The sequence below is a fragment of the Mycolicibacter sinensis genome (genome assembly GCF_001673565.1).
GTDB classification, from domain to species: domain Bacteria; phylum Actinomycetota; class Actinomycetes; order Mycobacteriales; family Mycobacteriaceae; genus Mycobacterium; species Mycobacterium sinense_C.
In genome coordinates this window covers 1-23,955 of record NZ_LZMF01000020.1, presented here as the reverse complement: position 1 = coordinate 23,955, position 23,955 = coordinate 1, and the positions used below count along the sequence as shown (strand labels likewise).

The 23,955-nt window shown below is 68.1% G+C and carries 21 protein-coding genes; 11 read left to right on the top strand and 10 right to left on the bottom strand.

All coding sequences use genetic code 11. The features are described 5' to 3' along the window. Positions 1-242 precede the first annotated feature (242 nt). The 8 genes from A5648_RS03565 to A5648_RS03530 all read right to left on the bottom strand — a co-directional run bounded on the left by A5648_RS03565 (position 243) and on the right by A5648_RS03530 (position 10,073). Positions 243-3,320: a replicative DNA helicase gene (locus tag A5648_RS03565; RefSeq protein ID WP_065023235.1), complete on the bottom strand. Its 3,078-nt coding sequence runs from the start codon at positions 3,318-3,320 to the stop codon at positions 243-245. Positions 3,321-3,805: 485 nt separating this feature from the next. Beyond that, the gene (gene rplI / locus A5648_RS03560) at positions 3,806-4,264 is read right to left on the bottom strand and encodes a 50S ribosomal protein L9 (RefSeq protein WP_065023224.1); all 459 of its coding nucleotides are present in this window, start codon (positions 4,262-4,264) and stop codon (positions 3,806-3,808) included. A 32-nt stretch (positions 4,265-4,296) separates the two neighbouring features. After that, a complete protein-coding gene (gene rpsR, locus A5648_RS03555; RefSeq protein WP_019736050.1) occupies positions 4,297-4,551 on the bottom strand; it encodes a 30S ribosomal protein S18 in 255 nt (84 codons plus the stop codon). A 33-nt stretch (positions 4,552-4,584) separates the two neighbouring features. After that, positions 4,585-5,103: a single-stranded DNA-binding protein gene (locus A5648_RS03550; RefSeq protein ID WP_207511590.1), complete on the bottom strand. Its 519-nt coding sequence runs from the start codon at positions 5,101-5,103 to the stop codon at positions 4,585-4,587. A 69-nt stretch (positions 5,104-5,172) separates the two neighbouring features. Next, positions 5,173-5,463, bottom strand: a complete 291-nt coding sequence (rpsF, locus tag A5648_RS03545) for a 30S ribosomal protein S6 (RefSeq protein WP_064854044.1) — start codon at positions 5,461-5,463, stop codon at positions 5,173-5,175. A gap of 86 nt (positions 5,464-5,549) precedes the next feature. Continuing rightward, entirely contained in the window at positions 5,550-7,175 is a 1,626-nt protein-coding gene (locus tag A5648_RS03540) for a glycosyltransferase family 87 protein (RefSeq protein ID WP_065023223.1), read from the bottom strand. Beyond that, a complete protein-coding gene (locus A5648_RS03535; protein WP_428844304.1) occupies positions 7,172-9,730 on the bottom strand; it encodes a transglycosylase domain-containing protein in 2,559 nt (852 codons plus the stop codon). Before A5648_RS03535 ends, A5648_RS03540 begins: the two co-directional genes overlap by 4 nt. Then, positions 9,648-10,073 carry a DUF5318 family protein gene (locus tag A5648_RS03530; RefSeq protein WP_065023221.1) on the bottom strand — a complete coding sequence of 142 codons (426 nt, stop codon included), beginning with the start codon at positions 10,071-10,073 and terminating at the stop codon, positions 9,648-9,650. The genes A5648_RS03535 and A5648_RS03530 overlap by 83 nt, the downstream gene beginning before the upstream one ends. Positions 10,074-10,184: 111 nt before the next feature. On the opposite strand from A5648_RS03530, the gene A5648_RS03525 reads away from it, so the two are divergent. The 9 genes from A5648_RS03525 to A5648_RS03485 all read left to right on the top strand — a co-directional run bounded on the left by A5648_RS03525 (position 10,185) and on the right by A5648_RS03485 (position 18,329). Next, positions 10,185-11,027, top strand: a complete 843-nt coding sequence (locus tag A5648_RS03525; protein ID WP_065023220.1) for a DUF1707 SHOCT-like domain-containing protein — start codon at positions 10,185-10,187, stop codon at positions 11,025-11,027. Positions 11,028-11,155: 128 nt separating this feature from the next. After that, the gene (locus tag A5648_RS03520; protein ID WP_234787276.1) at positions 11,156-11,758 is read left to right on the top strand and encodes a PadR family transcriptional regulator; all 603 of its coding nucleotides are present in this window, start codon (positions 11,156-11,158) and stop codon (positions 11,756-11,758) included. After that, the gene (locus A5648_RS03515; protein ID WP_065023219.1) at positions 11,755-12,846 is read left to right on the top strand and encodes an inositol-3-phosphate synthase; all 1,092 of its coding nucleotides are present in this window, start codon (positions 11,755-11,757) and stop codon (positions 12,844-12,846) included. Before A5648_RS03520 ends, A5648_RS03515 begins: the two co-directional genes overlap by 4 nt. Before the next feature lie 11 nt (positions 12,847-12,857). Beyond that, entirely contained in the window at positions 12,858-13,745 is an 888-nt protein-coding gene (locus A5648_RS03510) for an alpha/beta fold hydrolase (protein WP_065023218.1), read from the top strand. 31 nt (positions 13,746-13,776) lie between these two features. After that, on the top strand, positions 13,777-14,574 hold the full coding sequence (locus tag A5648_RS03505) for an LLM class F420-dependent oxidoreductase (RefSeq protein ID WP_065023217.1): 798 nt from the start codon (positions 13,777-13,779) through the stop codon (positions 14,572-14,574). Continuing rightward, positions 14,556-16,337, top strand: coding sequence for an ABC transporter substrate-binding protein/permease (locus A5648_RS03500; protein ID WP_065023234.1), 1,782 nt, complete (start codon positions 14,556-14,558; stop codon positions 16,335-16,337). The genes A5648_RS03505 and A5648_RS03500 overlap by 19 nt, the downstream gene beginning before the upstream one ends. Then, a complete protein-coding gene (locus A5648_RS03495; RefSeq protein ID WP_428844305.1) occupies positions 16,337-17,080 on the top strand; it encodes an amino acid ABC transporter ATP-binding protein in 744 nt (247 codons plus the stop codon). Before A5648_RS03500 ends, A5648_RS03495 begins: the two co-directional genes overlap by 1 nt. Before the next feature lie 56 nt (positions 17,081-17,136). After that, positions 17,137-17,664: a MarR family winged helix-turn-helix transcriptional regulator gene (locus A5648_RS03490; protein WP_065023215.1), complete on the top strand. Its 528-nt coding sequence runs from the start codon at positions 17,137-17,139 to the stop codon at positions 17,662-17,664. After that, on the top strand, positions 17,664-18,329 hold the full coding sequence (locus A5648_RS03485) for an SDR family oxidoreductase (RefSeq protein ID WP_065023214.1): 666 nt from the start codon (positions 17,664-17,666) through the stop codon (positions 18,327-18,329). The genes A5648_RS03490 and A5648_RS03485 overlap by 1 nt, the downstream gene beginning before the upstream one ends. Positions 18,330-18,331: 2 nt before the next feature. Here A5648_RS03485 and A5648_RS03480 read toward each other — a convergent pair whose 3' ends face one another. Together A5648_RS03480 and leuS are read right to left on the bottom strand one after the other, a co-directional pair. Continuing rightward, positions 18,332-19,426 carry an adenylate/guanylate cyclase domain-containing protein gene (locus tag A5648_RS03480; protein WP_234787275.1) on the bottom strand — a complete coding sequence of 365 codons (1,095 nt, stop codon included), beginning with the start codon at positions 19,424-19,426 and terminating at the stop codon, positions 18,332-18,334. Between the two features lie 62 nt (positions 19,427-19,488). After that, a complete protein-coding gene (leuS, locus tag A5648_RS03475) occupies positions 19,489-22,383 on the bottom strand; it encodes a leucine--tRNA ligase (protein WP_065023212.1) in 2,895 nt (964 codons plus the stop codon). A 186-nt stretch (positions 22,384-22,569) separates the two neighbouring features. Here leuS and A5648_RS03470 point away from each other — a divergent pair, with 186 nt between their 5' ends. Together A5648_RS03470 and A5648_RS23905 are read left to right on the top strand one after the other, a co-directional pair. After that, on the top strand, positions 22,570-23,472 hold the full coding sequence (locus tag A5648_RS03470) for an LpqN/LpqT family lipoprotein (protein ID WP_065023233.1): 903 nt from the start codon (positions 22,570-22,572) through the stop codon (positions 23,470-23,472). Positions 23,473-23,496: 24 nt separating this feature from the next. Next, a complete protein-coding gene (locus A5648_RS23905; RefSeq protein ID WP_065023211.1) occupies positions 23,497-23,781 on the top strand; it encodes a hypothetical protein in 285 nt (94 codons plus the stop codon). The last annotated feature ends 174 nt before the right edge of the window (positions 23,782-23,955 follow it).

Sequence of the window (23,955 nt, the reverse complement as noted above, 5' to 3'; positions counted from 1 at the left end):
GACAACGCGGCCACAGTCAGGACGATCAGAAGCCGTTTCATCGACCCTACGCTACCGAAGCCTGACCGACAGAGGATCACACGCGTCTGGTTATCGGATCGAGCCGGAAGAAACACTGCGCAGCCACCGACGCCCTGGCGTATCCGTCACCCTGCATGACACGTTCTTGAGACAATCAAGGACATGACACCGACGCTGAGAATATGACACGCAGCGTGAGACCCTACAAGCCTAAAGCTGCCTCAGTGCGCCATGTTGGTAAACCGCGACAAGTGCAGCTGGTGCGCCACGGTCACCGTCTTCGTCGGTCCATTACGGTGCTTGGCCAGGATCAGGTCCGCCTCGCCGCCCCGCGGGTCGTCGCGCTCGAAAGCGTCCGGCCGGTGCAAGAGGATAACCATATCCGCATCTTGTTCTAGCGAGTTGTGAACTGAGATCCCCTGCGCCACGAAATTGTGTGTACCACTTACGGTCCCATCGAACACATCGTGCTCGCCGATGCTGCTGATCTCCACGATGGTGTCCCAGAAGACGTCACTGGTCGCCAGGGCGTGGATGTCCAGATCCTCGAGGACCGCAGCGGCGCGGTGCAGCCGGGCCCGGCTCGGGGCGTGCTTCCACATCGTCGATCCGCAGTACTTGGTGTCCATGGCAGCGGCGAACTCGCGCTGGGTCATCTGCTGATCCGCCAGCGCACGACGAACCTGCACCCAGACCTCTCTCGGAACGGTGTCCAGGTTAGGATTACGTGTCACACCTTGAAGATTGGCCAGAATCGCCTTGGCTCCCACCGCTTTAGCGCCCTGCGCCCCGACGATGTGCAGGAACCTGACTTGGTTCTCCGCACCGAAGAGGCACAGGTGCCAGCAGTCGCGATAACCGGCCTTGGGCACCCGCTTGATGCGACCGAACACACCCATCCGCGACAGCAGTGCCGCCACGTCGTCGATCAGCCGCCGACTCGTCGACGCGTAATAGATGTGACCGACCCTATACTTGGCGTCCCAGGACACCGACCCGTCAGTCGCCCACAGATGCCGCAGGAACAGTGCGACCTGATCGTTCGGCAGCGCGAAAACCTCTTGTGGCACGAACTTCTCGTAGCTGCGCTTCCCGAACAGCCCCAACCCGTCGAGCCACGCCGCGATCGGATTCCGCTTGCCGTGCGTCAGCCGGTACGGCGCCGGCAACCGCAGCGTGGTCACCCGCGCGGCCGGGTACTCATCGCGCACCGCCATCACCCCGAAGTGCATGGCTGCCGCCGTCACCGCAGTCAGATTCGCCTCATCGATGGACGCATAGCGGATCGGTTGGTTCTTGACGCACGACCCATCGCCGATCATGTGCGCCAGCAGAATCACTTCGCAGTCTTCCATCCGCGTGGTGTCCACCGGCTCGGGCACGCGACGCGGCACCGCCAGCCGGTCCCCGACGTTCAAGTCGGCCAACGCGACCCAGCCGTCCAGGGTGAGGAACGGGTGGTTGGCGGTCGCCTCGACCTCACGCCCAGAAGCCATCCGCAGCTTGAACACCTCGCGGTGCCCGCTGGGGAACACGTTCGTCATCGGCCGAGCCACCATCCGCAGCTTGTCGTCCAGTGACCACACCAGCGGGCGCTCCCCGGTGCGCATCAACTCACCCAGAGTGACCTCGGAGCCATTGTCGGCCCGCAGGATTCGCGTCGACGCGGTCAGGCAGCCGGACTCACGCAGGTCAGCCAACATCGGCTTCTTGTCGGTGCGCTGCTCAGGCCCACGGTTAAGCTGGCTGAGCGCAATCACCGGCAGCTCCAGCTCCTTAGCCAAAAGCTTGAGGTGCCTTGAGAACTCGGAGACCTCGATCTGGCGCGACTCGACCCGCTTGCCCGAGGTCATCAGCTGCAGGTAGTCGACCACCACCAGGCGCAGGTCTGCCTTCTGCTTGAGTCGGCGGGCCTTGGCGCGGATCTCCATCATGGTCAAGTTCGGCGAGTCATCGATATACAGTGGCGCCTCGCTGATCTCGCTCATCCGCCGGGCCAGCCGGGTCCAGTCATCGTCGGTCATCCGGCCCGAGCGCATGTCGCCCAGCTTGATCTTCGCCTCGGCCGAGAGCAGTCGCATGACGATCTCGGACTTGCCCATTTCCAGGGAGAAGATCACGCTGGGCAGTCGGTTCTTGATCGAGCAGGACCGCATGAAGTCCAACGCCAGCGTGGAGTTGTGGGTGGGCACCATGCCGCGGCCGGCCAGGTAGAGCCGCGCCCGGTTATCGACCTGCACGCAGCGCACCGCGACACTGGGCACGCGGCGCACCGACACCAGGCTCAGCGCGGGCGCGAGCAACGCGGTGCCGCCGGCGCGGCCAGCCTCCACACCCGCCGGGGCTATCTGGTCCAGCCCGCAGCGCAACTGCGCGGTGGTGCGGACGCCAGTGTGCGTCGGCCACAGGTGCTCGGCGTCGGCGACGATCACCGTGCCATCGGAGAACGCGACCTCGAAGCACGGCCGACCCAACAGGATGTCGGTGGCCGCAACCACCCGGGTGGGCCGTCCGTCGGCGTCCAGCAACTCATCCCCGACGGCGACGTCGCCCATCGTGGTCCAGCCGTTCGGTGTCGGCAGCGGGGTGTTCAGCGCCAGCGCCTTACCCATACCCGGCCTCGCCGCGATGATCACCATCTGCCCCGGGTGCAGCCCGTTGGTCACCTCGTCGAGGTCGGTGAAGCCCGTCGGCACGCCGCGCGCAATCCCGCCGTGCGAGGCGATCGCGTCGATCTCGTCCATGGTGGGCTGCAGCAGGTCCTCGAGCGGGACGAAGTCCTCGGAGGTACGCCGCTCGGCGACGTCGTAGATCTCGGCTTGGGCCCGGTCGACGATCTCGGCCACATCGGCGCCCTCCGCACCGGCGTAGCCGTACTGCACCACTCGAGTGCCGGCCTCCACCAGCCGGCGCAGGATCGCCTTCTCGGCGACGATCCCGGCGTAGTAGCCGGCGTTGGCCGCCGTCGGCACCGTCGAGATCAGCGTGTGCAGATACGGCGCACCACCGACCCGGCGCAGCAGCCCGCGGCGGTCGAGCTCGGCGGCCACCGTCACCGGGTCGGCCGGCTCGCCTCGACCGTAGAGATCCAGGATCGCGTCGTAGATGTTCTGGTGCACCGGACGGTAGAAGTCACCGGGTCGCAGCCGCTCCAGCACGTCGGCGATGGCGTCCTTGCTCAGCAGCATGCCCCCGAGCGCCGACTGCTCTGCGGCGACATCCTGGGGCGGCTGGCGGCCGACATCCTCGCGGGGCGGCTCCTCGAGCTCCGAGTGCCCGCGGTCGTCGACCACTGCCATACGCCCCACCTCCTCCGCAGCACGCTCGAACATCTATTCGACGTTTATGTCCCGACCATAATCGTGGACACCGACACCCCCATCGCGTCGTGCCGGGTTGACGCTAGGCGTTGCTGACGACGGCACCAAACGCGCTTGTTCACAAAGGTGTGGATGAAGTGTGGACACCGGTCCTTCACTTGTTTGGGACGGTGGGGAAGACCTGTGGATGGTCCGCTCTGGTTTGGCTATCTCCGCAGGTAAGCGCACCACACCGTGGCCTCTGCACTGTGGAGGACAATCTCTTCGGCGTGTCGGCGCAGGTTGCCATGTTGGGCGTGTTGCCTTGCGAGTAGGTGGACGGGGCTCCACGACCGGGTAAATAGCACCAGGAGTACGCACCGCCCCAAAAGTTAGCCAGAGTTAACCGAAGTTAACCGGATTTGGGCACAGCAAAGCCCCGGCGGAGCCGATCAGGGCACCGCCGGGGCTGTGCGGGTAGGCGCTTAGTTCGCCGCGGCGACGTCGAGCGTGACGTCGACGTTGACCTCGGGGTGCAGGTGCACCGACACCGGGTGGCTGCCGACGGCCTTGATGTGGGCCTTGGGCAGCCGGACGATCCGCCGGTCGAGGTTGGGCCCGCCGGCCTTCTTGATCGCAGCAACCACGTCAGCGGCCGTCACCGAGCCGAACAGCTTGCCCGAGTCGCTGGAGGTCTTCACCGGCAAAGTGATGGTGCCCAGCGCCTGCAAAGCTTCCTTGATCTCCTTGGCGTGGTCGAGGTCGCGCACCTGCTTGGTCTCGCGGGCCCGGCGGATGTCGTCGGCCTGCTTCTGCGCGCCGCGTGAGGCGACGATCGCCAGCCCCCGCGGGAGCAGGTAGTTGCGGCCGTATCCGTCCTTGACCTCGACGGTGTCTCCGGCCGCCCCGAGGTGGTCCACCTCAGCGGTCAAAATCAGCTTCATCGTTTCGTACTTTCTCGGATTTCAGTGGCCGGCTAGCGCGCCGACGAGGTGAAGGGCAGCAACGCGACCTCGCGGGCGTTCTTCACCGCGAGCGCGATGTCGCGCTGGTGCTGAACGCAGTTGCCGGTCACACGGCGGGCACGGATCTTGCCCCGCTCACTGATGTAGGTGCGCAGCAGCGAGGTGTCCTTGTAGTCGATCACCTGCTTCTTGTTGGAGCAGAACGCGCACTTGCGAGTCTTGATCGGCTTCTCGGGAGCCGGACGCCGCTTGTTGGATTTCGCCATCTATCTATCTCTTTCGTGCTGTGGTTCGTTGGTCTAAAAGGGCGGTTCGTCGTCGGCGCCGCCGAACGAGCCGGACGCCGGAGCACTGCCCCACGGGTCTTCTGCGGGCGCACCGCCGGAGGAGGCCGCCGCCGGGGACTGCATGCCGCCGCCCCCGCCGCCGAAGCCGCCTCCGCCGCCGCCGCGGCTGACCTTGTTGATCTTGGCGGTGGCGTACCGCAACGAGGGGCCGATCTCGTCGACCTCCACCTCGTAGACGGTGCGCTTCTCGCCCTCACGGGTTTCGAAGGACCGCTGCCGCAGCCGACCGGTGACGATCACGCGCGATCCGCGGGTGAGGCTCTCGGCGACGTTCTCTGCGGCCTCGCGCCAGATGTTGCACCGCAGGAACAGCGCGTCGCCGTCCTTCCACTCACCGCTCTGCCGGTCGTAAACCCGCGGGGTGGACGCCACCGTGAAGTTGGCGACCGCCGCCCCCGACGGGGTGAACCGCAGATCGGGGTCCGCGGTCAGGTTTCCGACGACGGTGATCGTGGTGTCACCAATTGCCACGGGGCCCTCCTAAGGTCGGTATCGACGCTGCATTGTCAGCTGAGCCTACGCAACGGCGACGACAGCCTGCTACGACTTGTCGGTCCGCATCACCTTGGTGCGCAGCACCGCCTCGTTCAGCCCGAGCTGACGGTCGAGCTCCGACACCGTCGCGGGGGCGGCCTTGACGTCGATCACCGCGTAGATGCCCTCGGCATGCTTGGCGATCTCGTAGGCCAGGCGCCGCTTGCCCCAGATGTCGACCTTCTCCACCGTTCCGCCGTCTTTGCGGATGACGTTCAAGAACGTCTCCAGAGACGGGGCAACGGTGCGCTCGTCGAGAGTGGGGTCAAGGATGACCATGATTTCGTATGGACGCATGGGAACCTCATCACCTCCTATGGTCGTAGTGCGGCCGTGGATGTGTCCACGGCAGGAGGGTCGCCTGCGTCGGCAACCCGGCTAGGTTACCGGAGGCTGGGCTGCGGAACGAAATCGGCCGGATCAGGCCCAACCGGCGCGGGCCGCAACCGGGTTGGCAGCCAGGACGGGGGCGCATCCGGCGCCCGGTCGAACACCCCGCCGGCGGGGTCGTCGACATCGTGCTCGCGCACCAGATCCCGCTCCGGTCGGTAGATCTGCCGGATCACCAGCGCGCACAAGCCCAGCACCGCCAGATCGCGCACCAGCACCGTGGTGGTGAACCACTGCTCGGGCAGGCTGCGATCCGGGACGCTATAGAGGTAGTACATCCGCGGCACCCATACCAGCGCGTCGACGGTCATCCAGGCCAACAGCACCCGGCGATGCGGCAGGGCCAGTACGGCCAGCGGCACCAGCCACAGCGAGAACTGCGGGCTCCACACCTTGTTGGTCAGCAGGAAGGCCGCCACCACTAGGAAGGCCAACTGCGCCAGGCGCGGTCGCCGCGGCGCGGTCAGCGCGAGGTAGCCGATCCCGGCGCAGCACAGCGCGAACAACACGGCGACCACGAGGTTGAGCACCGTCGGGGGCTCCCACAAGCCCAGGTCGCCGTCGAAGCCGCGCCAGCCGGTCAACGACTTCACCACGTTGTACAGCGAATCCATGTCGTCGCCGCGACGGGAGTTCAGCCGGAAGAACTCACTCCAGCCCCGCGGCGCGAAGACCAGGACCGGCAGGTTCACCGCCGCCCAGGCCACCACCGTCGCCACCGCCGTGCGCTTGACCTCACCCAGCCGCCCGGTGCGCAGTCCCAGCACGAGCAGCGGAAACAACAGCAGCGCCGGGTACAGCTTGGCGGCGGTGCCCACCCCGAGCAGCACCCCGGCCGCCACCGGGCGCCGTCGGGCCCAGGCCAGCAGCCCGCCGCCGGCGAGCGCGACGGCCAGCGCGTCGAAGTTGGTGAAGATCTGGAAGATGACCAGCGGAGAGGCCGCCACCAGCGCCGCATCCCAGACCCGCCGTCCGGCCAGCCCGGCGGTGGACCACACCGTCGCCAGCCAGGCCAGGGCCAGGCCCAGCGCGACGATGTCGAAGAACACCACCACTTCGGCGACCCCGCTCAGCGCCGGGATCTTCACCACCTTGGTGATCGCGGTATACGTCTTGGCCAGCGCCATCGCTGAGTACTGGTAGAGCCCGGTCACCACCGGATACTCCATGTAGCGCTTCGCGGGCTGCCCGTCGTAGCGGATCTGCTCCTTGCCGGAGGAGTCCTTCTCCACCCAGCTGGACTTGTACGGGAACTTGCCCTGGTCCAGCAGCTCGGCGGTGTAGAGCGGTACGACGTCGGAGTAGCACAGCTGGAAGTAGGCGCGCTGGTTGTCCCAGTTGGCCACCCGCTGATCGGGGCCGCCGCTGCCGACGCTCTGCAGGCAGGGCGACTTGGTGGTCCAGCCCAACGCCATGAACAGCACGGCGATCAGGAACATCACCCGCAGTGGCGTCATGAACCTGCTGCGCCCGATGAGCGCGTGCCGGCCGACCGGCCCGCCGACGGTGTTCGACAGCGCCTGGGCGAATTCGTCGGTGCGGCTGGGCAAGTCGCGGTCGTCGGCGCTGCGCAGATCAGCGGCCAACGGCTGCGGCGAGCAGACCGGGCGCTGCGTCACGGAACCGCCGGCTCACCCGGCGCGGTCGTGGACTGCTCGGGGGATCCCGGGGACTGCGGTTCCTGCGCCGAGGACGGCGCCGGCGGAGCGACCGGGATCGTGGTCGGCGGACCGATCGGGATGGTGATGCCCGGGGCGATCTCGATCGTCGGCTGGATGACGGTCTCCGACGGCTCGGTCAGCGGCCCGGTCTCCTGCGGCGGGGGCGCCGGCGGTGCGGCCGGCACACCCGCGTAGCCGCCGATCTCGGTGGGCGTCGGGAAGGTCTCGTTGGAAGTACCCCGCAAGGCGCCGTCCATGGTGGCCTTCCAGATGTCGGCCGGGATGCCCGCGCCATACACCGGGCCGCCCCACTGATTCACCAGCGGCTCATCGCCTCCGGTGGTGCCGACCCACACCGCGGTCGACAACGACGGCGTGTAACCGACCATCCAGCCGTCCCGGTTGGCGCCGGTGTCCCCCAGCTGGGTGGTGCCGGTCTTGGCCGCCGAGGGCCGGCCACCGGCCAGGTTGTGTCCGCGCGACCAGCCGGCGATGGGCTGCATGGCCGAGGTGACGTTGTCGGCGACCTCTTTGGGGATGCGCTGCTCCCCGGTGTCTTCGGACGTCTGGGCGTCGAACAGCACCTGGCCCTCGGCGTTGACCACCTTCGCCACGAAGTGCGGCGGGTGGTAGACGCCCGAGTCGGCCAGCGTCGCGTACGCCGAGGCCATGTCGATCACCCGGGTCTGGTACTGCCCCAGCACGACGCCGCCTTCGGGCGGCCCGCCGTCTTGGGAAAGGGTGTGCGGCACACCGGGGAAACTCTTGGCCACCCCGGCCTGGTGCGCCGCGTCGGCGACGTCCTGCGCCCCGTTCTTGAGTTTGAGCATCAGCCGGTAGTAGGCGGTGTTCAGCGAGCGCTTGAGCGCCTCGGCGATATTGCAGACCCCGCAGCTCTCACCCTCGGAGTTGGTGATCTTGGTCCGGCCGTTGTCGAGGGTCAGCGGCGAACTGTCGATCTGATAGCCCAGACCGATGCCCTGTTCCAGCGCGGCCACCAGGGCGAACACCTTGAACGACGACCCGGTCTGCAGGCCGGCCTGGGCGAAGTCGAAGCCGTTGGCGTCCGAGCCGCCGTAATAGGCGCGCACCGCGCCGTCGCGCGGATCGATGGAGACCACCGCCGAACGCATGTTGGGAATCTGGTCTTTGAGGTAGGTCTCCACCGCGTCTTCGACGGCGCTTTGGGCCTGCGGATCGATGGTGGTGGTGATCTGCAAACCCTGGGTGTTCAGGGTCTGCTCATTGATGTTGAACAGCTCCAGCAGTTCCTTGGTGACCTGCCGCTGGATCAGCCCGTTGGGCCCGGTGGTGATGTTCTGGGAGCGGGCCAGCTCCGGTGGCACCGTCTCCGGGAACTGTTGGGCGGCACGCTCCCCGGCCGACAGCGCTCCGGTCTCCACCATGCCGTCGAGCACCCAGTTCCACCGGTCGAGCGCACCTTCGGGGTCGACGGCGGGATCCAGCGTGGACGGTCGCTGGATCAGCGCGGCCAGCAGCGCGCCCTCTGCGACGTCGAGTTGCTCGACGGGTTTGTCGAAGTAGGCCTTGGATGCCGCGGCGATGCCATAGGCGCTACGGCCGAAGTAGATGATGTTCAGATAGGCCTGCAGCACATCATCTTTGGGCCATGCACTGGACATCTTGGTGGCGATCACGAGCTCTTTCGCCTTGCGGAGCAATCCGCCCATCCCGGCCCGCTCAGATCCGACCAGGGCGTTCTTGACGTACTGCTGGGTGATCGTGGAGCCGCCCTGGGTGTCACCGCCGAACAGGTTGTTCTTGATCGCGCGGGCGAAACCCGACACCGAGAAGCCCGGGTTGGAGTAGAAGTCGCGGTCCTCGGCGGCCAGCACCGCGTTGCGCACATACACCGGCACCTGATTGATGTCGATGTCGACGCGGTTGCCTTCCGGCGGAATGATTTTCGCCAGTTCCGAACCGTCGTTGGCCAGAATCGTCGACACCTGGTTGGTGCGGATGTCGCCGGGCGAGGGCACATCGGTGATGGAGTAGGCCATCGCGAAGGTGATGATCGGCAGCAGCAGCATGACCGCGGCGGCGACGTAGAGCCCTCGCCGGATCCACCGCCAGTTCGGTGGGTGCCGGCGCAGCCAGTCCCGCAGGTCTTGCGCAGCGGGCCGCTCGGTGTGCTCGGAGCGCAGGTTTCGCCGCGGCGGTGCGTCGGATGGTTCCTCCGGCGGCTCCCGCCGGGGCGGGCGCCTTGCGCTCAGTGCCTGCTCGCGTTGCCGCGGCGCGCCGTCGAGGGCGGCTTTGACGGCGTCGATCGGATCGCGCAGGTCGGCGGTGACCGCGTCGTCGACGGCGGGGATGATCGTGGTCTGCCGGTCATCGGGCGGGCCCGGTGCGCGGCGAGCGCCGACGTCGGACGGCCGCGACGAGGCAGCCTCCGGCCGATCGTCGTGGTGTTTACTCACTGGCGGTACGGGCTCCACTGCGTGCCGTCCGCCGACCCCGGGACCCCTTCGGTGGGCGCGCGAGGCCCAGCACATACGACTTCACCAGATGATTCCAGCTGCAGGTGCGGCACACCTCGACCACGTGCACCGAGAACTCCGGGTAACGGGTGGCCAACAGCACCAGTTCCTCGGCGGAACGCGCCGAACCCGACACCGGGCCCAGGTCGTCGCCGTACACCCACGACACCAGGGTGAGCTGCTCCTTGCGGCAGATGGGGCAGACCACCGCGCTGGTCTTGCCGTGGTACTTCGCCGCCCGGAGCAGATACGGGTTGGCGTCGCAGACCTCGGACACCCCGGTACGTCCGGAGTAGACCTCGGCCAGCAGGGAACGGCGCCGGAGCGCGTAGTCCACCACTTGTCGCTGCAATCGCACGGTGACCAGAGTACGTCGGGTCCGCGCGGGCGGGTGTGACGAACGCCCTCATCCCGCACCGACCGGCGGATTCAGCGGCCACCGCGAGCCGCGAGCTTCTAGCATCATCGCGTGGCAACGCGGCAGACGTCCGGAACCCGGGCCAAGGACAGTGATCGAGACGACACCTGCCGGATCCTCGACGCCGCCCTGGCCGAGGGTCAGCTGTCAGCCGAGGAACACCGGGAACGAATCAGTGCGGCCACTCGGGCGGTCACGCTCGGCGAGCTGCGCGACCTGATCACCGATTTGCAGATCGCCAGCCCGCCCGCGCAGCTGCCGGTGTTGGCCAAGCCGCTGAAGCTGCCGGGTCGCGGACTCGCCGTGGGTGCGTTGCTCGCCGCCGGACTGCTGGGCATCGGTATCGGCTGGGGCGTGTACGGCAACACCAGTTCCCCGCTGAGCTTCACCTCCGACCCTGGCGCCAAGCCCGACGGCGTCGCCCCGGTGGTGCTGACCCCGCCGCGGCAGTTGCATTCGCTGGGTGGGTTGACCGGCCTGCTCGAACAGGCCCGCCAGAAATTCGGTGACACCGTGGGATACCGGCTGGTGATCTACCCCGAGTACGCGTCGCTGACCCGGCCCGACCCCGGCGAGGGGCGTCGCGAACTGAACTACACCTACCGCGGCGGCTGGGACGATCCGTCCAGCTCGGCCAAGAGCAGCACTGCCGTCGCGGCCGATTTGAGCCGGTTCGACGCCAAAGCCGTGATCGGGATCCTGCGCGGAGCCCCCGAAACGTTGGGGATCAAACCCGCCGACGTCACCTCCACCTACCTGATCATCGAGCCGGCCCGGGATCCGACGACTCCCGGCGAGTTGTCGCTGTCGGTGTACGTCTCCAGTGACTACGGCGGCGGCTATATCGCCGTCGCCGGCGACGGTGCCGTCAAGCGCATCAATTACCCGTCCTGAACTGCGGACTTCGCTGAGCTGAACCTTGAGCGAACAATAGGCAACTTGGGTTCTGTTATATCGGCGCGATACTATGGCCCGAACCGTCGAACGGTCGTAGCTAAACCATCACATCGGGAGGTGAATCGGTGCTTGAGCTTGCCATACTCGGCTTGCTACTCGAGTCACCGATGCACGGCTACGAGTTGCGGAAGCGGTTGACCGGTTTGCTGGGCGCGTTCCGGGCGTTCTCCTACGGCTCGTTGTATCCGGCGCTGCGGCGCATGCAGACGGCCGGGCTGATCGCCGAAGACGCGGCACCGGCGGGGACCCCGGTGCGCCGGGCCCGGCGGGTGTACCGGCTGACCGACGCCGGTCGTCAGCGCTTCACCGAGCTGGTGGCCGACACCGGACCGCAGAACTACACCGACGACGGTTTCGGGGTTCACCTGGCTTTCTTCAACCGCACCCCCGCCGAGGCGCGGATGCGGATCCTGGAAGGCCGCCGCCGCCAGGTGGAGGAACGTCGGGAGGGTCTGCGTAACGCGGTGACGCGGGCCAGCAACTCCTTGGACCGCTATACCCGCCAACTGCACCAGCTCGGGCTGGAAACCAGTGAGCGGGAGGTCAAGTGGCTCAACGAGTTGATCGCGGCCGAACGTGTCTCGCATGATCCGGCACGGCGCGGGTATCAGGACAACACAAACAGCACGTCAGCAGTGACAGCAGAAAAAGGAGAACGTCGGAAATGACTGAGCAAACGACGGATGTGCGGGTCGCCATTGTCGGCGTCGGTAACTGCGCCTCCTCGCTGGTCCAGGGCGTGCAGTACTACCAGAACGCCGACGACAGCTCGTCGGTGCCTGGCCTGATGCACGTGCGATTCGGCCCCTATCACGTGCGCGACGTGAAGTTCGTCGCCGCGTTCGACGTGGACGCCAAGAAGGTCGGCTTCGATCTGTCCGAAGCCATCTTCGCCTCGGAGAACAACACCATCAAGATCGCCGACGTGCCGCCGACCAACGTGGTGGTGCAGCGCGGCCCGACCCTGGACGGCATCGGCAAGTACTACGCCGACACCATCGAGGTCTCCGACGCCGACGCCGTCGACGTGGTCTCGGTGCTGAAAGAGGCCAAGGTCGACGTGCTGGTGTCCTACCTGCCGGTGGGCTCCGATGAGGCCGACAAGTTCTACGCCCAGTGCGCCATCGACGCCGGGGTCGCGTTCGTCAACGCGCTGCCGGTGTTCATCGCCTCCGACCCGGTGTGGGCCAAGAAGTTCGCCGACGCCGGCGTGCCGATCGTCGGCGACGACATCAAGAGCCAGGTCGGCGCCACCATTACCCACCGGGTGATGGCCAAGCTGTTCGAGGACCGCGGCGTCACGCTGGACCGCACCTACCAGCTCAACGTCGGCGGCAACATGGACTTCAAGAACATGCTCGAGCGCGAGCGCCTGGAGTCCAAGAAGGTCTCCAAGACCCAGGCCGTCACCTCCAACCTGACCGGCTCGCTGGCCGGCAAGGTCGAGGACAAGAACGTGCACATCGGCCCGTCCGACCATGTGGCCTGGCTCGATGACCGCAAGTGGGCCTACGTGCGCCTCGAGGGCCGCGCCTTCGGTGACGCGCCGCTGAACCTGGAGTACAAGCTCGAGGTGTGGGACTCGCCGAACTCGGCCGGCATCATCATCGACGCGGTGCGCGCGGCCAAGATAGCCAAGGACCGCGGTGTCGGCGGACCGATCATCCCGGCCTCGGCCTACCTGATGAAGAGCCCGCCCAAGCAGCTGCCTGACGACGTGGCCCGCGCCGAGCTCGAGCAGTTCATCACCGGCTAGCAGTTCGCCGGGTGCTTCCCGACGACGAGCTGGCCGGCCTGTCGGAGTTCGCGCTGCTGGCCGGCAACGCCGAACAGGCCGGTGTGACCGGTCCGCTGCCCACCGTGCAGCGCATCGAGGCCGGCGCCGTCAGCGCCCTGCGCTGGGGGACCGCGCCACCGCGGGTGGTGTTCCTGCACGGCGGCGCGCAGAACGCCCACACCTGGGACACCGTGATCGTGGGCCTGGGCGTGCCCGCGCTGGCGGTGGACCTGCCCGGTCACGGCCGCTCAGCCTGGCGTGACGACGGCGACTACTCCCCGCAGCGCAACGCTGCCGCCGTGGCACCGGTGTTGCGCGAGCTGGCGCCGGCCGCCGAGTTGGTGGTCGGCATGTCGCTGGGCGGGCTGACCGCGATCCGGTTAGCGGCCACCGCACCCGAGCTGGTCCACCGGCTGGTGCTCGTGGATGTGACTCCGTCTGCGCTGCAACGGCATTCGGAGATGAGCGCCGCCGAGCGCGGGACGGTGGCGCTGGCCCAGGGCGATCGGACTTTTCCCGACTTCGCCTCGATGCTGGCCGTCACTGCGCTGGCGGCCCCGCACCGCGATCCGGAATCCCTGCGGCGCGGCCTGTTCCACAACAGCCGGCGGCTGCCCGACGGCCGCTGGGCCTGGCGGTACGACACCATCCGCACCGTCGGGGACTTCGGCGAGCTGTGGACCGACGTCTCGGCGATCGCCGCACCGACCACCTTGATCCGCGGCAGTGATTCGGCATTCGTCTCTCCCGACGACGTCGCCGAGTACGCCCGGCGCTCGCCGGGCCTGACCAGCCACGTGGTGGCCGGTTCCGGGCATTCGGTGCAAAGCGACCAGCCGCGTGCGCTGGTCGAGCTGCTGCGTACCGCGCTCACCTGATAGCGGCCGATTTCGGGGCTAGGGTGGCGAAATGACCCGACCTATCCGCATCGGCGTGCAACTACAACCCCAACACGCCTCGCAATATCGCGCGATCCGCGACGCCGTCCGGCGCTGTGAGGATCTCGGCGTCGACATCGCCTTCAACTGGGACCATTTCTTCCCGCTCTACGGCGACCGCGACGGGCCACACTTCGAATGCTGGACCATGTTGGCCGCGTGGGCCGAACAGACCTCGCGCATCGAGATCGGCGCGCTGGTCTCGTGCAACTCCTACCGCAACCCCGAGCTGCTCGCCGACATGGCCCGCACTGTCGACCACATCGGGGACGGCCGGCTGATTCTGGGCATCGGCTCGGGCTGGAAGGACCGGGACTACCGCGAATACGGCTACGAGTTCGGCACCGCGGGCAGCCGCCTCGACGACCTGGCGGACGCCCTGCCGCGGATCAAAACCCGCTTGTCCCAACTGAATCCGCCGCCCACCCGGGAGCTCCCGCTGCTGATCGGCGGCGGCGGTGAGCGTAAGACGCTGCGCCTGGTCGCCGAGCATGCCGACATGTGGCACAGCTTCGCCGACGCCGACATCTATCCGCAGAAGGCGGCGGTGTTGGCCGAGCACTGCGCCGCTATCGGACGCGACCCGGCCGCCATCGAGCACTCGGCCGCGGTAGGCGGCGACCGGACGCAGGGCAGCGTGGCCGAGTTGATCGCCGAGGCCGAGGCGTTGACCGACCTCGGGGTGCGACTGCTGACCCTCGGCTGCAACGGACCCGACTATGACTTGACCGCTGCCGAGGCGCTGTGCCGATGGCGCGACCAGCGCTGAGGCTGGCGGCGTTCCTCGCCACTTTGCTGATCGTGACCGGTCTGGCGGCGGTCCCCCCGGCCGCGGCCGTCCCCGATCAGTGCGCGCCCGCCGGTGAACAGGCCGCGGTGGCGCTACCGCCCAAACTGGCCACCGCCAAACGGCCCCGCGAGGACAAATACACCACCGCCGGCGTCGAACCGCTGAGCTCGATCGACATCACCAAGCTCGGGCTGGCTACCCCCGGTGTGCTGACCGTCGGCACGCTGACCGAGAGCCCGCCGACCAACTGCATCGACGCCACCGGGCGCTACAGCGGTTTCGACAACGAGCTGCTGCGCGCCATCGCCAAGAAGCTCGGCCTGCGAATCCAGTTCATCGGCACGGACTTCTTCGGGCTGCTCGCCCAGGTGGAGTCCGGGCGCTTCGACGTCGGCTCGGCGTCGATCAACGCCACCGATGCCCGCCGGCGCACCGTCGGCTTCACCAACGGGTACGACTTCGGCTACATGGCGCTGGTGGTTCCGGCCGGCTCGGACATCACCGGCTTCGACACCCTGACCGGAAGCCGGCGCATCGCGGTGGTGCAAGGCACCATCGAGGACGCCTACGTCGTCGACACCCTGGAACTGGAACCGGTGCGGTTCCCCGACTCCATCACGCTCTACGCCAGCCTCAAGAGCCGGCAGGTCGAGGCGTGGGTGGCGCCGTCGCTGACGGCGCTGAAGCTGATGCGCCCCGGCGACCCGGCACACATCCTCGGCTACACCGCCAGCCCGGCCGGCTTCGAGGCGTATGCGGTGGCCAAGAACAACCGGGCGCTGATCTCGGCGTTGAACTCCGGCCTGGACGCGGTGATCGCCGACGGCACCTGGCCGCAGCTCTACACCGACTGGGTGCCGCGGCCGTTGCCGCCGGACTGGCAGCCGGGCTCCAAATCCGCGGCAACCCCGCACCTACCGGATTTCGCCGCGATCGCCGCGCGGCTGCACAAACCCGACGCCGAGCTGTACTCCCCCAAATCGACACTGGCGCAACTGCGTGACTCGTTCTTCGACTGGCAGCTCTACCGTGCAGCCCTACCGGACCTGCTCAAGACCGGCCTGCCCAACACGGTGCTGCTGACGCTGAGCGGCGGGGTGATCGGCCTGGTGGCCGGGCTGGGTCTGGCCGTCGCCGGGATTTCCCGTACCCGGTGGCTGCGCTGGCCGGCAAGGATTTACACCGACATCTTCCGGGGCCTGCCCGAGGTGCTGATCATCCTGCTCATCGGCCTGGCGGTCGGACCGCTGATCGGCGGGCTGACGCACAACAATCCATACCCGCTGGGCATCGCCGCGCTGGGCTTGACCGCCGCCGCCTACATCGGGGAGATCCTGCGCTCTGGCATCCAGAGCGTGGAGGCCGGCCAGCTGGAGGCTTCGCGCGCACTGGGTTTCGGCTATTCGGCCGCAATGCGACTGGTGGTCATCCCGCAGGGCATCCGGCGGGTGCTGCCGGCGCTGGTCAACCAGTTCATCGCGTTACTCAAGGCCTCCGCGCTGCTGTATTTCCTGGGCCTGGTCGCCGGCCAGCGCGAGCTGTTCCAGGTGGGCCGCGACTTCAACGCCCAGACCGGCAGCCTGTCTCCGCTGGTGGCCGCCGGCGTGCTCTACCTGGCCCTGACCATTCCGCTGACGCACCTGGTCAACGTCGTCGACCATCGGCTGCGGCGCGGCCGGCCCGCCGAAGCCGACGATTCCGTCGAGCTGAACCCGGCGATCGCCGGTCAGGAGATGACGTGATCGAAGCCTCCACACGTGAGCCGGTCTCCTTGGCGACCAAGGGAATTCAATTGTCGTTCGGCAAGAACGCCGTGTTGCGCGGCGTCGACCTGGACGTACCGGCGGGCAGCACCGCGGCGGTGATCGGGCCCTCTGGTTCCGGCAAGTCGACGATGCTGCGCACCTTGAACCGGCTGCACGAACCCGATGCCGGCGACATCCTGCTGGGCGGCCGATCCGTGCTGGGCGACGATCCCGACGCGCTGCGCCAGCGGATCGGCATGGTGTTCCAGCATTTCAATCTCTTTCCGCATCGCAGTGTGCTGGACAACATCGCCCTGGCCCCACGCAAGCTGCGCGGGCTGTCCCCCGACGCCGCGCGTGAACTCGCGCTGGGCCTGCTGGACCGGGTCGGCCTGAAGAACAAGGCGGCGGCACGCCCCTCGGCGCTGTCCGGCGGGCAGCAGCAGCGGGTGGCAATCGCCCGGGCCTTGGCGATGCAGCCGCAAGTAATGCTCTTCGACGAGGCGACCTCGGCACTGGACCCGGAGTTGGTCAAAGGGATCCTGGCGTTGATCGCCGAACTGGGCGCCGACGGCATGACCATGGTGGTGGTCACCCATGAGATGGCCTTTGCCCGGTCGGCGTCGGACACCGTGGTGTTCATGGATCGCGGAAAGGTGGTCGAATCGGGTCCGCCCGAGCAGATCTTCGATCACGCCGAGACCGAACGGCTGCAGAAGTTCCTCTCCCAGGTGTTGTGACAGCAACCTGCGCGACCGATCCCCCTAATAAGAACCACAGGTTAGACTGGCGAACTATGGCGGAGAGCAAAGCCGATACGCCGCAGGTGACGGCGATCGCAGAGGGCTTGCATCGTTCGCTGTCGAAACTGTTCTCGATACTCCGGCGCGGTGAGATCAGCGGCGGGGAGAAGACCGGCGAGCTGACCCTGGCTCAGCTATCGATCTTGATCACGCTGCTGGACCGTGGCCCGATCCGGATGACCGAACTGGCCGCCCACGAACGAGTGCGCACCCCGACCACCACGGTGGCGATCCGCCGTCTGGAGAAAATCGGTCTGGTCAAACGCAGCCGGGACCCCTCCGATCTGCGGGCGGTGCTGGTCGACATCACCGAGGAGGGCCTGGCCAGTCACCGTCAGTCGCTGGCCAACCGGCACGCGGCCCTCGCGGCGATGCTAAGCAGGCTCACCCCCGAGGATTTGGACACCCTGACCCGGGCGCTGGAACCGCTGGAGCGGCTGGCCAACTGGGGTGCGGCCGCCACCGGCGAGGCCGGCGCCGGCCCCGATGACGGGGCGGACTGCCCGCTGGACTGCGGTTGATGCCGACCGCGCTGATCACCGGCGCCGGCGGCGGCATCGGTTCGGCGATAGCGGCAGCCCTGGCACCCACTCACACGCTGCTGCTGGCCGGCCGGCCGTCGGCGCGCCTGGACGCCGTTGCCGAACGGCTCGGCGCCACCACCTGGCCGCTGGACCTCGCCGACGCCGACGAGATCGAGTCGGCCACCGAGATCGTCGACGAACTCGACGTGTTGGTGCACAACGCCGGGGTGATGCTGCCCGGTGCGGCCGGCGAGTCCGCGATCGAGGAGTGGCGGGCCACCTTCGAGATCAACGTGTTCGGCGCCGTCGCCCTGACGCTGGCCCTGCTGCCCGCACTGCGACAGGCCCGCGGGCAGGTGGTGTTCATCAACTCCGGTGCCGGCCAGAAGGTTTCGGCGGGTATGGCGTCGTATTCGGCCAGCAAGTTCGCGCTGCGGGCGTTCGCCGACGCCCTGCGCAACGACGAGCCTGCCCTGCGGGTGACCACGGTCTACCCGGGCCGCGTCGACACCGACATGCAGCAGGACCTGGTCGCTTACGAGGGCGGCGAGTACGACCCGGGCCGCTTCCTGCGCCCCGACACCGTCGCCGAGGTGGTGGCCGCCGCGGTGCGCACCCCGCCGGATGCGCACCTGCACGAGGTCGTGGTTCGCCCGCGCTAGTTCTATCGGGTCGTCTGCCGCTGCACCCGAAACAGCTTGGTCTCGCCCTCCACGCCTTTGAGTGCGCGCGCCCCCACGAATGCCCAGCTGTAGCCGGCCGCGTCGCCGATCGCCGCGCGCGCTTCGCCCTCCACCATGATCGTTCCCGGCTCGGCAACATTGGTGACCCGGCTGGCGACGTTGACCGGGCTGCCGAACCAATCCCGGGCCCGGCTCACCGCCCACCCCGAGGCGATCCCGATCCGTAGCTCCGGGAGAGCGTCGTCTTGCGCCGCCGCGTCGAGCAGCCTCAGCGTCGTGTCGAGCAGCTTGCCGGCGTCTGACGAAACCAGCATGACCGCGTCACCGATCGTCTTGACCAGCCGCACCGGAGGGTTGACCGCTTCGCGCGCCAGATCGGCGAGCCGCTCCACCAGTCCAACCAGTTCCTCGGGCGGCGCCGCCTCCCCCAACCGGGTGAAGCCGACCATGTCGGCGAAGGCCACCGCGAGCTGCCGCGGTCCGGGCAGCGCCACTCCGGCAGCCCGCTCACTGGCGTTGACCGCCTCGCCTTCCAGTACACGCCGCAGCTGAACGAAGAAGATGTCCCGAATCATAGGTCCCAACAACGGGATAACGGCTCGCACGATCTCCTCGTGAGCCTTCGCCACTTCGAGCTCGGTGAGGCCCGGGCGCATGATCGCCGATATCGTGCTGTAGCGGAACGCTGGAACCGCACGGGAGATGCCGTCGGAGAGCCGGCGGATCATCAGCAACACCTGGCCCGGGTCGAGTCCGACCTCAACGAGTCGCTGCAGACTCAGGGCGGCCTCGGCGTCCGCGCGCAGCAGCAGGGCGGCGTCGGGATCGTCGAGCCGGGGTAGCCCCAGGGCACGCTCGATGCCCTGTAACAGAGCCAGATCGATTCCGTGGGCGGTGCTCACCTCGCGTTCCGACACGTATTTGCCGTCGTCGCCCAGTGCGCGGTGCGCCGGCATCAGCATCGGGGCGACCTCGTCCCGGATCTGCTCCAGGCCGAAGCCTTCCTCTAGGAGCCATGCCACGAGCTCGGTCCGCTCCCCGCAGGCGCTCTCGTCGAGGCCGTCGAGCAGACCCATCTCCGCTAAGGTCTCACGAAACGCTCCGGCGTCGGCCCACATGATGTTGCCCTAAAACGTTGTCACACCACCAGGTTGACCAGCCGGCCGGGGACCACGATCACCTTCTTCACCGGTGCGCCGGATAAGAACGCCTGTACCTTCTCATCGGCGAGCGCGGCGGCCTTGATGGTGTCCTGGTCCGCGTCGGTGGCCACCGTGACCAGTCCGCGCTTCTTGCCGTTGACCTGCACCGGGTAGTCGACGGTATCGGTGACCAGATACGCCGGGTCGGCCACTGGGAAAGGCCCATGCGCCAGCGAGGATTCGTGGCCCAGGCGCCGCCACAATTCCTCGGCCAGGTGCGGCGCCAGCGGTGCGAGCATCAGCGCCAGCGGCTCGGCCGCCGAGCGCGGGACCCCGTCCCGGTGCTCCTTGGTCAGGTGGTTGGTGTACTCGATCAACTTGGCGGCCGCGGTGTTATTGCGCAGGGCCGCATAGTCTTCCGACACCCCGACGATGGTGCGGTGCAGCAGGCGCAGCGTCTCGGTGTCCGGGTCGGTGTCGAGCACTCGGGTGTCGCCGGTCTCCTCGTCGACAACCAGCCGCCACACCCGCTGCAGAAAGCGGTGTGCGCCGACGACGTCCTTGGTGGCCCACGGCCGCGACATGTCCAGCGGGCCCATCGACATCTCGTAGACCCGCAGCGTGTCAGCACCGTAGGCATCGCAGATCTCGTCCGGGGACACCGAATTCTTCAGGCTCTTACCCATTTTGCCGAACTCGGCGAACACCTCGATCTCGCCGTCGGCGCTCGCGTAGAAGAACTTCCCGTCGCGCTCCACGACTTCGCTGGCCGGCACGTAGGACCCTCGTTCGTCGGTGTAAGCGGCCGCCTGGATATAGCCCTGGTTGACCAGTCGCCGGTAGGGCTCACGCGAGCTGACATACCCGAGGTCGTGTAACACCTTGTGCCAGAAGCGGCAATACAGCAGGTGCAGCACCGCGTGCTCGACCCCGCCGACATAAAGGTCCACGCCGCCCGGGTCATTGGGTCCGTGCTCGGCCGGCCGCGGCCCCATCCAGTAGGCCTCGTTCTCCGGAGCGCAGAACTGCTCGGCGTTGTGCGGGTCGGTGTAGCGCAGTTCGTACCAGGAGCTGCCGGCCCACTGCGGCATAACGTTGGTGTCGCGGGTGTAGGGCTGCAGGCCGTCACCGAGGTCCAGTTCGACATGCACCCAGTCGGTGGCCTTGGCCAACGGCGGCGAAGGTTCGCTGCCGGCGTCGTCGGGGTCGAACAGCACCGGCGAGTAGTCGCCGACGTCGGGCAGTTCGACCGGTAGCGCCGCGGAGTCCAGCGGGTGCGGACGCCCGTCGGCGTCGTAGACGATCGGGAACGGCTCGCCCCAGTACCGCTGTCGGGCGAAAAGCCAGTCCCGCAGCTTGAATTCGATGCGCGCCCAGCCTCGTCCGTCGGCCTCCAGTCGCTGGGTCATCGCTTGTTTGGCGTCGGCGACACTCATGCCGTCCAGCGGGCCGGAATTGACCAAGGTGCCGTCGCCGGCATAGGCCGCTTCCGAGATATCGCCGCCGGCAATGACTTCCAGGACCGGGAGGCCGAACTCGGCGGCGAACTCCCAGTCCCGCTGGTCGTGGCCGGGCACCGCCATGATGGCGCCGGTGCCGTAACCGGCCAGCACATAGTCGGCGATGAAGATCGGCACCCGCTGGCCGTTGGCCGGGTTGGTGGCGTAACTGCCCAGGAACACACCGGTTTTGGTCTTGTTCTCCTGGCGTTCCAAATCGGATTTCGCCGCAATCGCCTTGCGGTAGGCGGCGACCGCCTCGGTGGGCGTGGCGGCGCCGAACGTCCAGCGCTGATCCACCCCGTCCGGCCAGCCGGCGGCGGTCAGCCGGTCGACGAGGTCGTGTTCGGGCGCCAACACCAGGTAGCTGGCGCCGAACAGGGTGTCCGGGCGGGTGGTGAACACCTCGATGTCCGCCGCGGCGCCGTCGGTGGTGTCGGCACCGAAGAGCGCCGCCGCACCGGTGGAGCGCCCGATCCAGTTGCGCTGCATGGTCTTGACCTTCTCCGGCCAATCCAGCGCCTCCAGGTCGTCGAGCAGGCGGTCGGAGTAGGCGGTGATCCGCATCATCCACTGCCGCAGCCGCTTGCGGAACACCGGGAAATTCCCGCGGTCACTGCGGCCGTCGGCCGTCACCTCTTCGTTGGCCAGTACTGTGCCCAGCCCCGGGCACCAGTTGACCATCGAGTCGGAGTGGTAGACCAGCCGGTAGCCGTCGATGACGTCGGCCCGCTCCCCCGCGGTCAACTGCGACCAGTCCCGCCCGTCGTCGAGTATGCGTGCGGCGGAGTCGAATTCGGCGACCAACTCCGCGATCGGACGGGCCTTGTTCACGGCAGTGTCGAACCAGGCGTTGTAGATCTGCAGGAAGATCCACTGCGTCCATTTATAGAAGTCGACATCGGTGGTGGAGAAGCTGCGCCGGCTGTCGTGGCCCAGCCCCAGGCGCCGCAGCTGCCGGCGGAAGTTCTCGATGTTGGCCTCGGTGCGGATACGCGGATGCGTGCCGGTCTGCACCGCGTACTGCTCGGCGGGCAGGCCGAACGCGTCGAAGCCCAGCGCGTGCAGCACGTTGTGGCCGGTCATCCGGAAGTAGCGGGCGTAGACGTCGGTGGCGATGTAGCCGAGCGGGTGGCCGACATGCAGGCCGTCGCCGGAGGGGTAGGGGAACATGTCCTGGACGAACATCTTGTCCGCCGGAACCCCCGAGCCGTCCGCCGGCGCCAGTGAGCCGACCGGGTTGGCGACGTTGAAGGTCCCCGCGGCCTCCCAGTGGTCCTGCCAGGCGCCTTCGATGCGCCCGGCCAGCGCCGCCGTGTAGCGGTGGCGGGGGGCTTGGTCGCTGGGCTCAAGCGGCTCGCTGGATCCCTGGGTGGTCGGGGCTTCGTTCACCTCAACAGGGTAAAGGGCGGGGTTTGCCAAGCCGTTCGCCGCGGCTTGGTATCGGTTGCATTGCGGGCCGATGAGGACTTCGTTCCAGCTCGGTTGCGTCCCTGGTGGGGCGCACCACCGCTGGTTAACGTCGATGCACGGCCGGGGCGCCCTATGCCCGGCCCGTCCCGGAAGGACCGTGAGGACATGACGAACACCGTTCGCCGCTGGCGGCTACTGGTCGGCTTGGCGGCTGTCGCAGCGGCGGGCTTCGGCGGCCCGGTGGGGATCCCGGTCGCGCTGGGCGATCCGTTGATGCCGACGCCGCCCAACCCCTACGGCCCGGCCGCCCAACCGGCCGCCCAACCGGCCTCCCAACCTGCCTCAGTGCCGATGGCGCCACCGCTCGCGGCGCTCCCGCGACCGGCCGCCCCCGTCCCGGCCCTGCCCGCTCCGGCCGTCGTATCCGGAGCTCCGGTGCCCGCCGCGGCACCCAGTGCCCTGGTTCCGGCGACCTCGGGAACGTTGCGGGACTACTTTGCCGCCAAGAACGTGCAGCTGGAGCCGCAGCAGGCCGCCGGCTTCACCGCGTTCAACATCACCCTGCCGATGCCCGTGGGCTGGACCCATGTTCCCGACCCGAATGTGCCCGATGCGTTCGCGGTCATCGCCGACCGGCGCAGCGGGTCGCTCTACACCCCCAACGCACAGGTGGTGGTCTACCGCCTGGTCGGCCAGTTCGACCCCAAGGAAGCGATCACCCACGGGTTCGTCGACAGCCAGAAGCTGATGGCCTGGCAGACCACCAACGCCTCGCTGGCCGACTTCAACGGGTTCCCGTCCTCGGTGATCGAGGGCACCTACCGCGAAACCGACATGACCCTGAACACCTCTCGGCGCCATGTGATCGTGCCGGTCGACGGTGCCGCCTACCTGGTCTCGCTGACCGTCACCACCGGCGCCGGGCGCGCGGTGGGCAACGCCCCGGCAACCGACGCGATCGTGAACGGGTTCCGCGTGGAGCGGCCGGGCGTCACCCATCTGCCGAACGCTCCGCACGGGCCCGCGGCGCCGGCCGCGGTGCAGCCCCGGGCGGGCATCGCGGGCTGACCGCCCCCTCGTATCCTGGAGCCCATGCTGATTATGGGTGTGTTGTGCCTGCTCGCGGCCGTGGCGTCCCTGGTGTTCGGAGTGCGGACCCTGGCGCGTCCGCTCACCGGCGACCCCGAACAGCTGGTGCTGCGGGCGGTCGCTCCCGCGCAGGTCGCCGTCGGGGTGATTCTGGCGGTAGGCGGTGCGCTGGCCGCGCAACCGCAGCCGGGACCGCAACCGACGTCCTCGCTGGGGGCGCTGTCGCCACAACCGCAGCCGGACCCGCAGCCACCCGAGCCGGCCGCCTCGGACTGGCGTGCCGCATAGCGCGCCCCCTGCCAGGCACCGGCGGCCAGGATGGCCAGCGCGCCGCTGACCGAGATGATCAGCGCCAGCAGCGCCACCGCCGGCGGGCCGGCCAGCACCAGCGCACCGCCTACCGCCAGAATCACCCCGACGGCGACCTGCGCGGGAGCGACCGCCCGCAGCACCAGCTGTTCG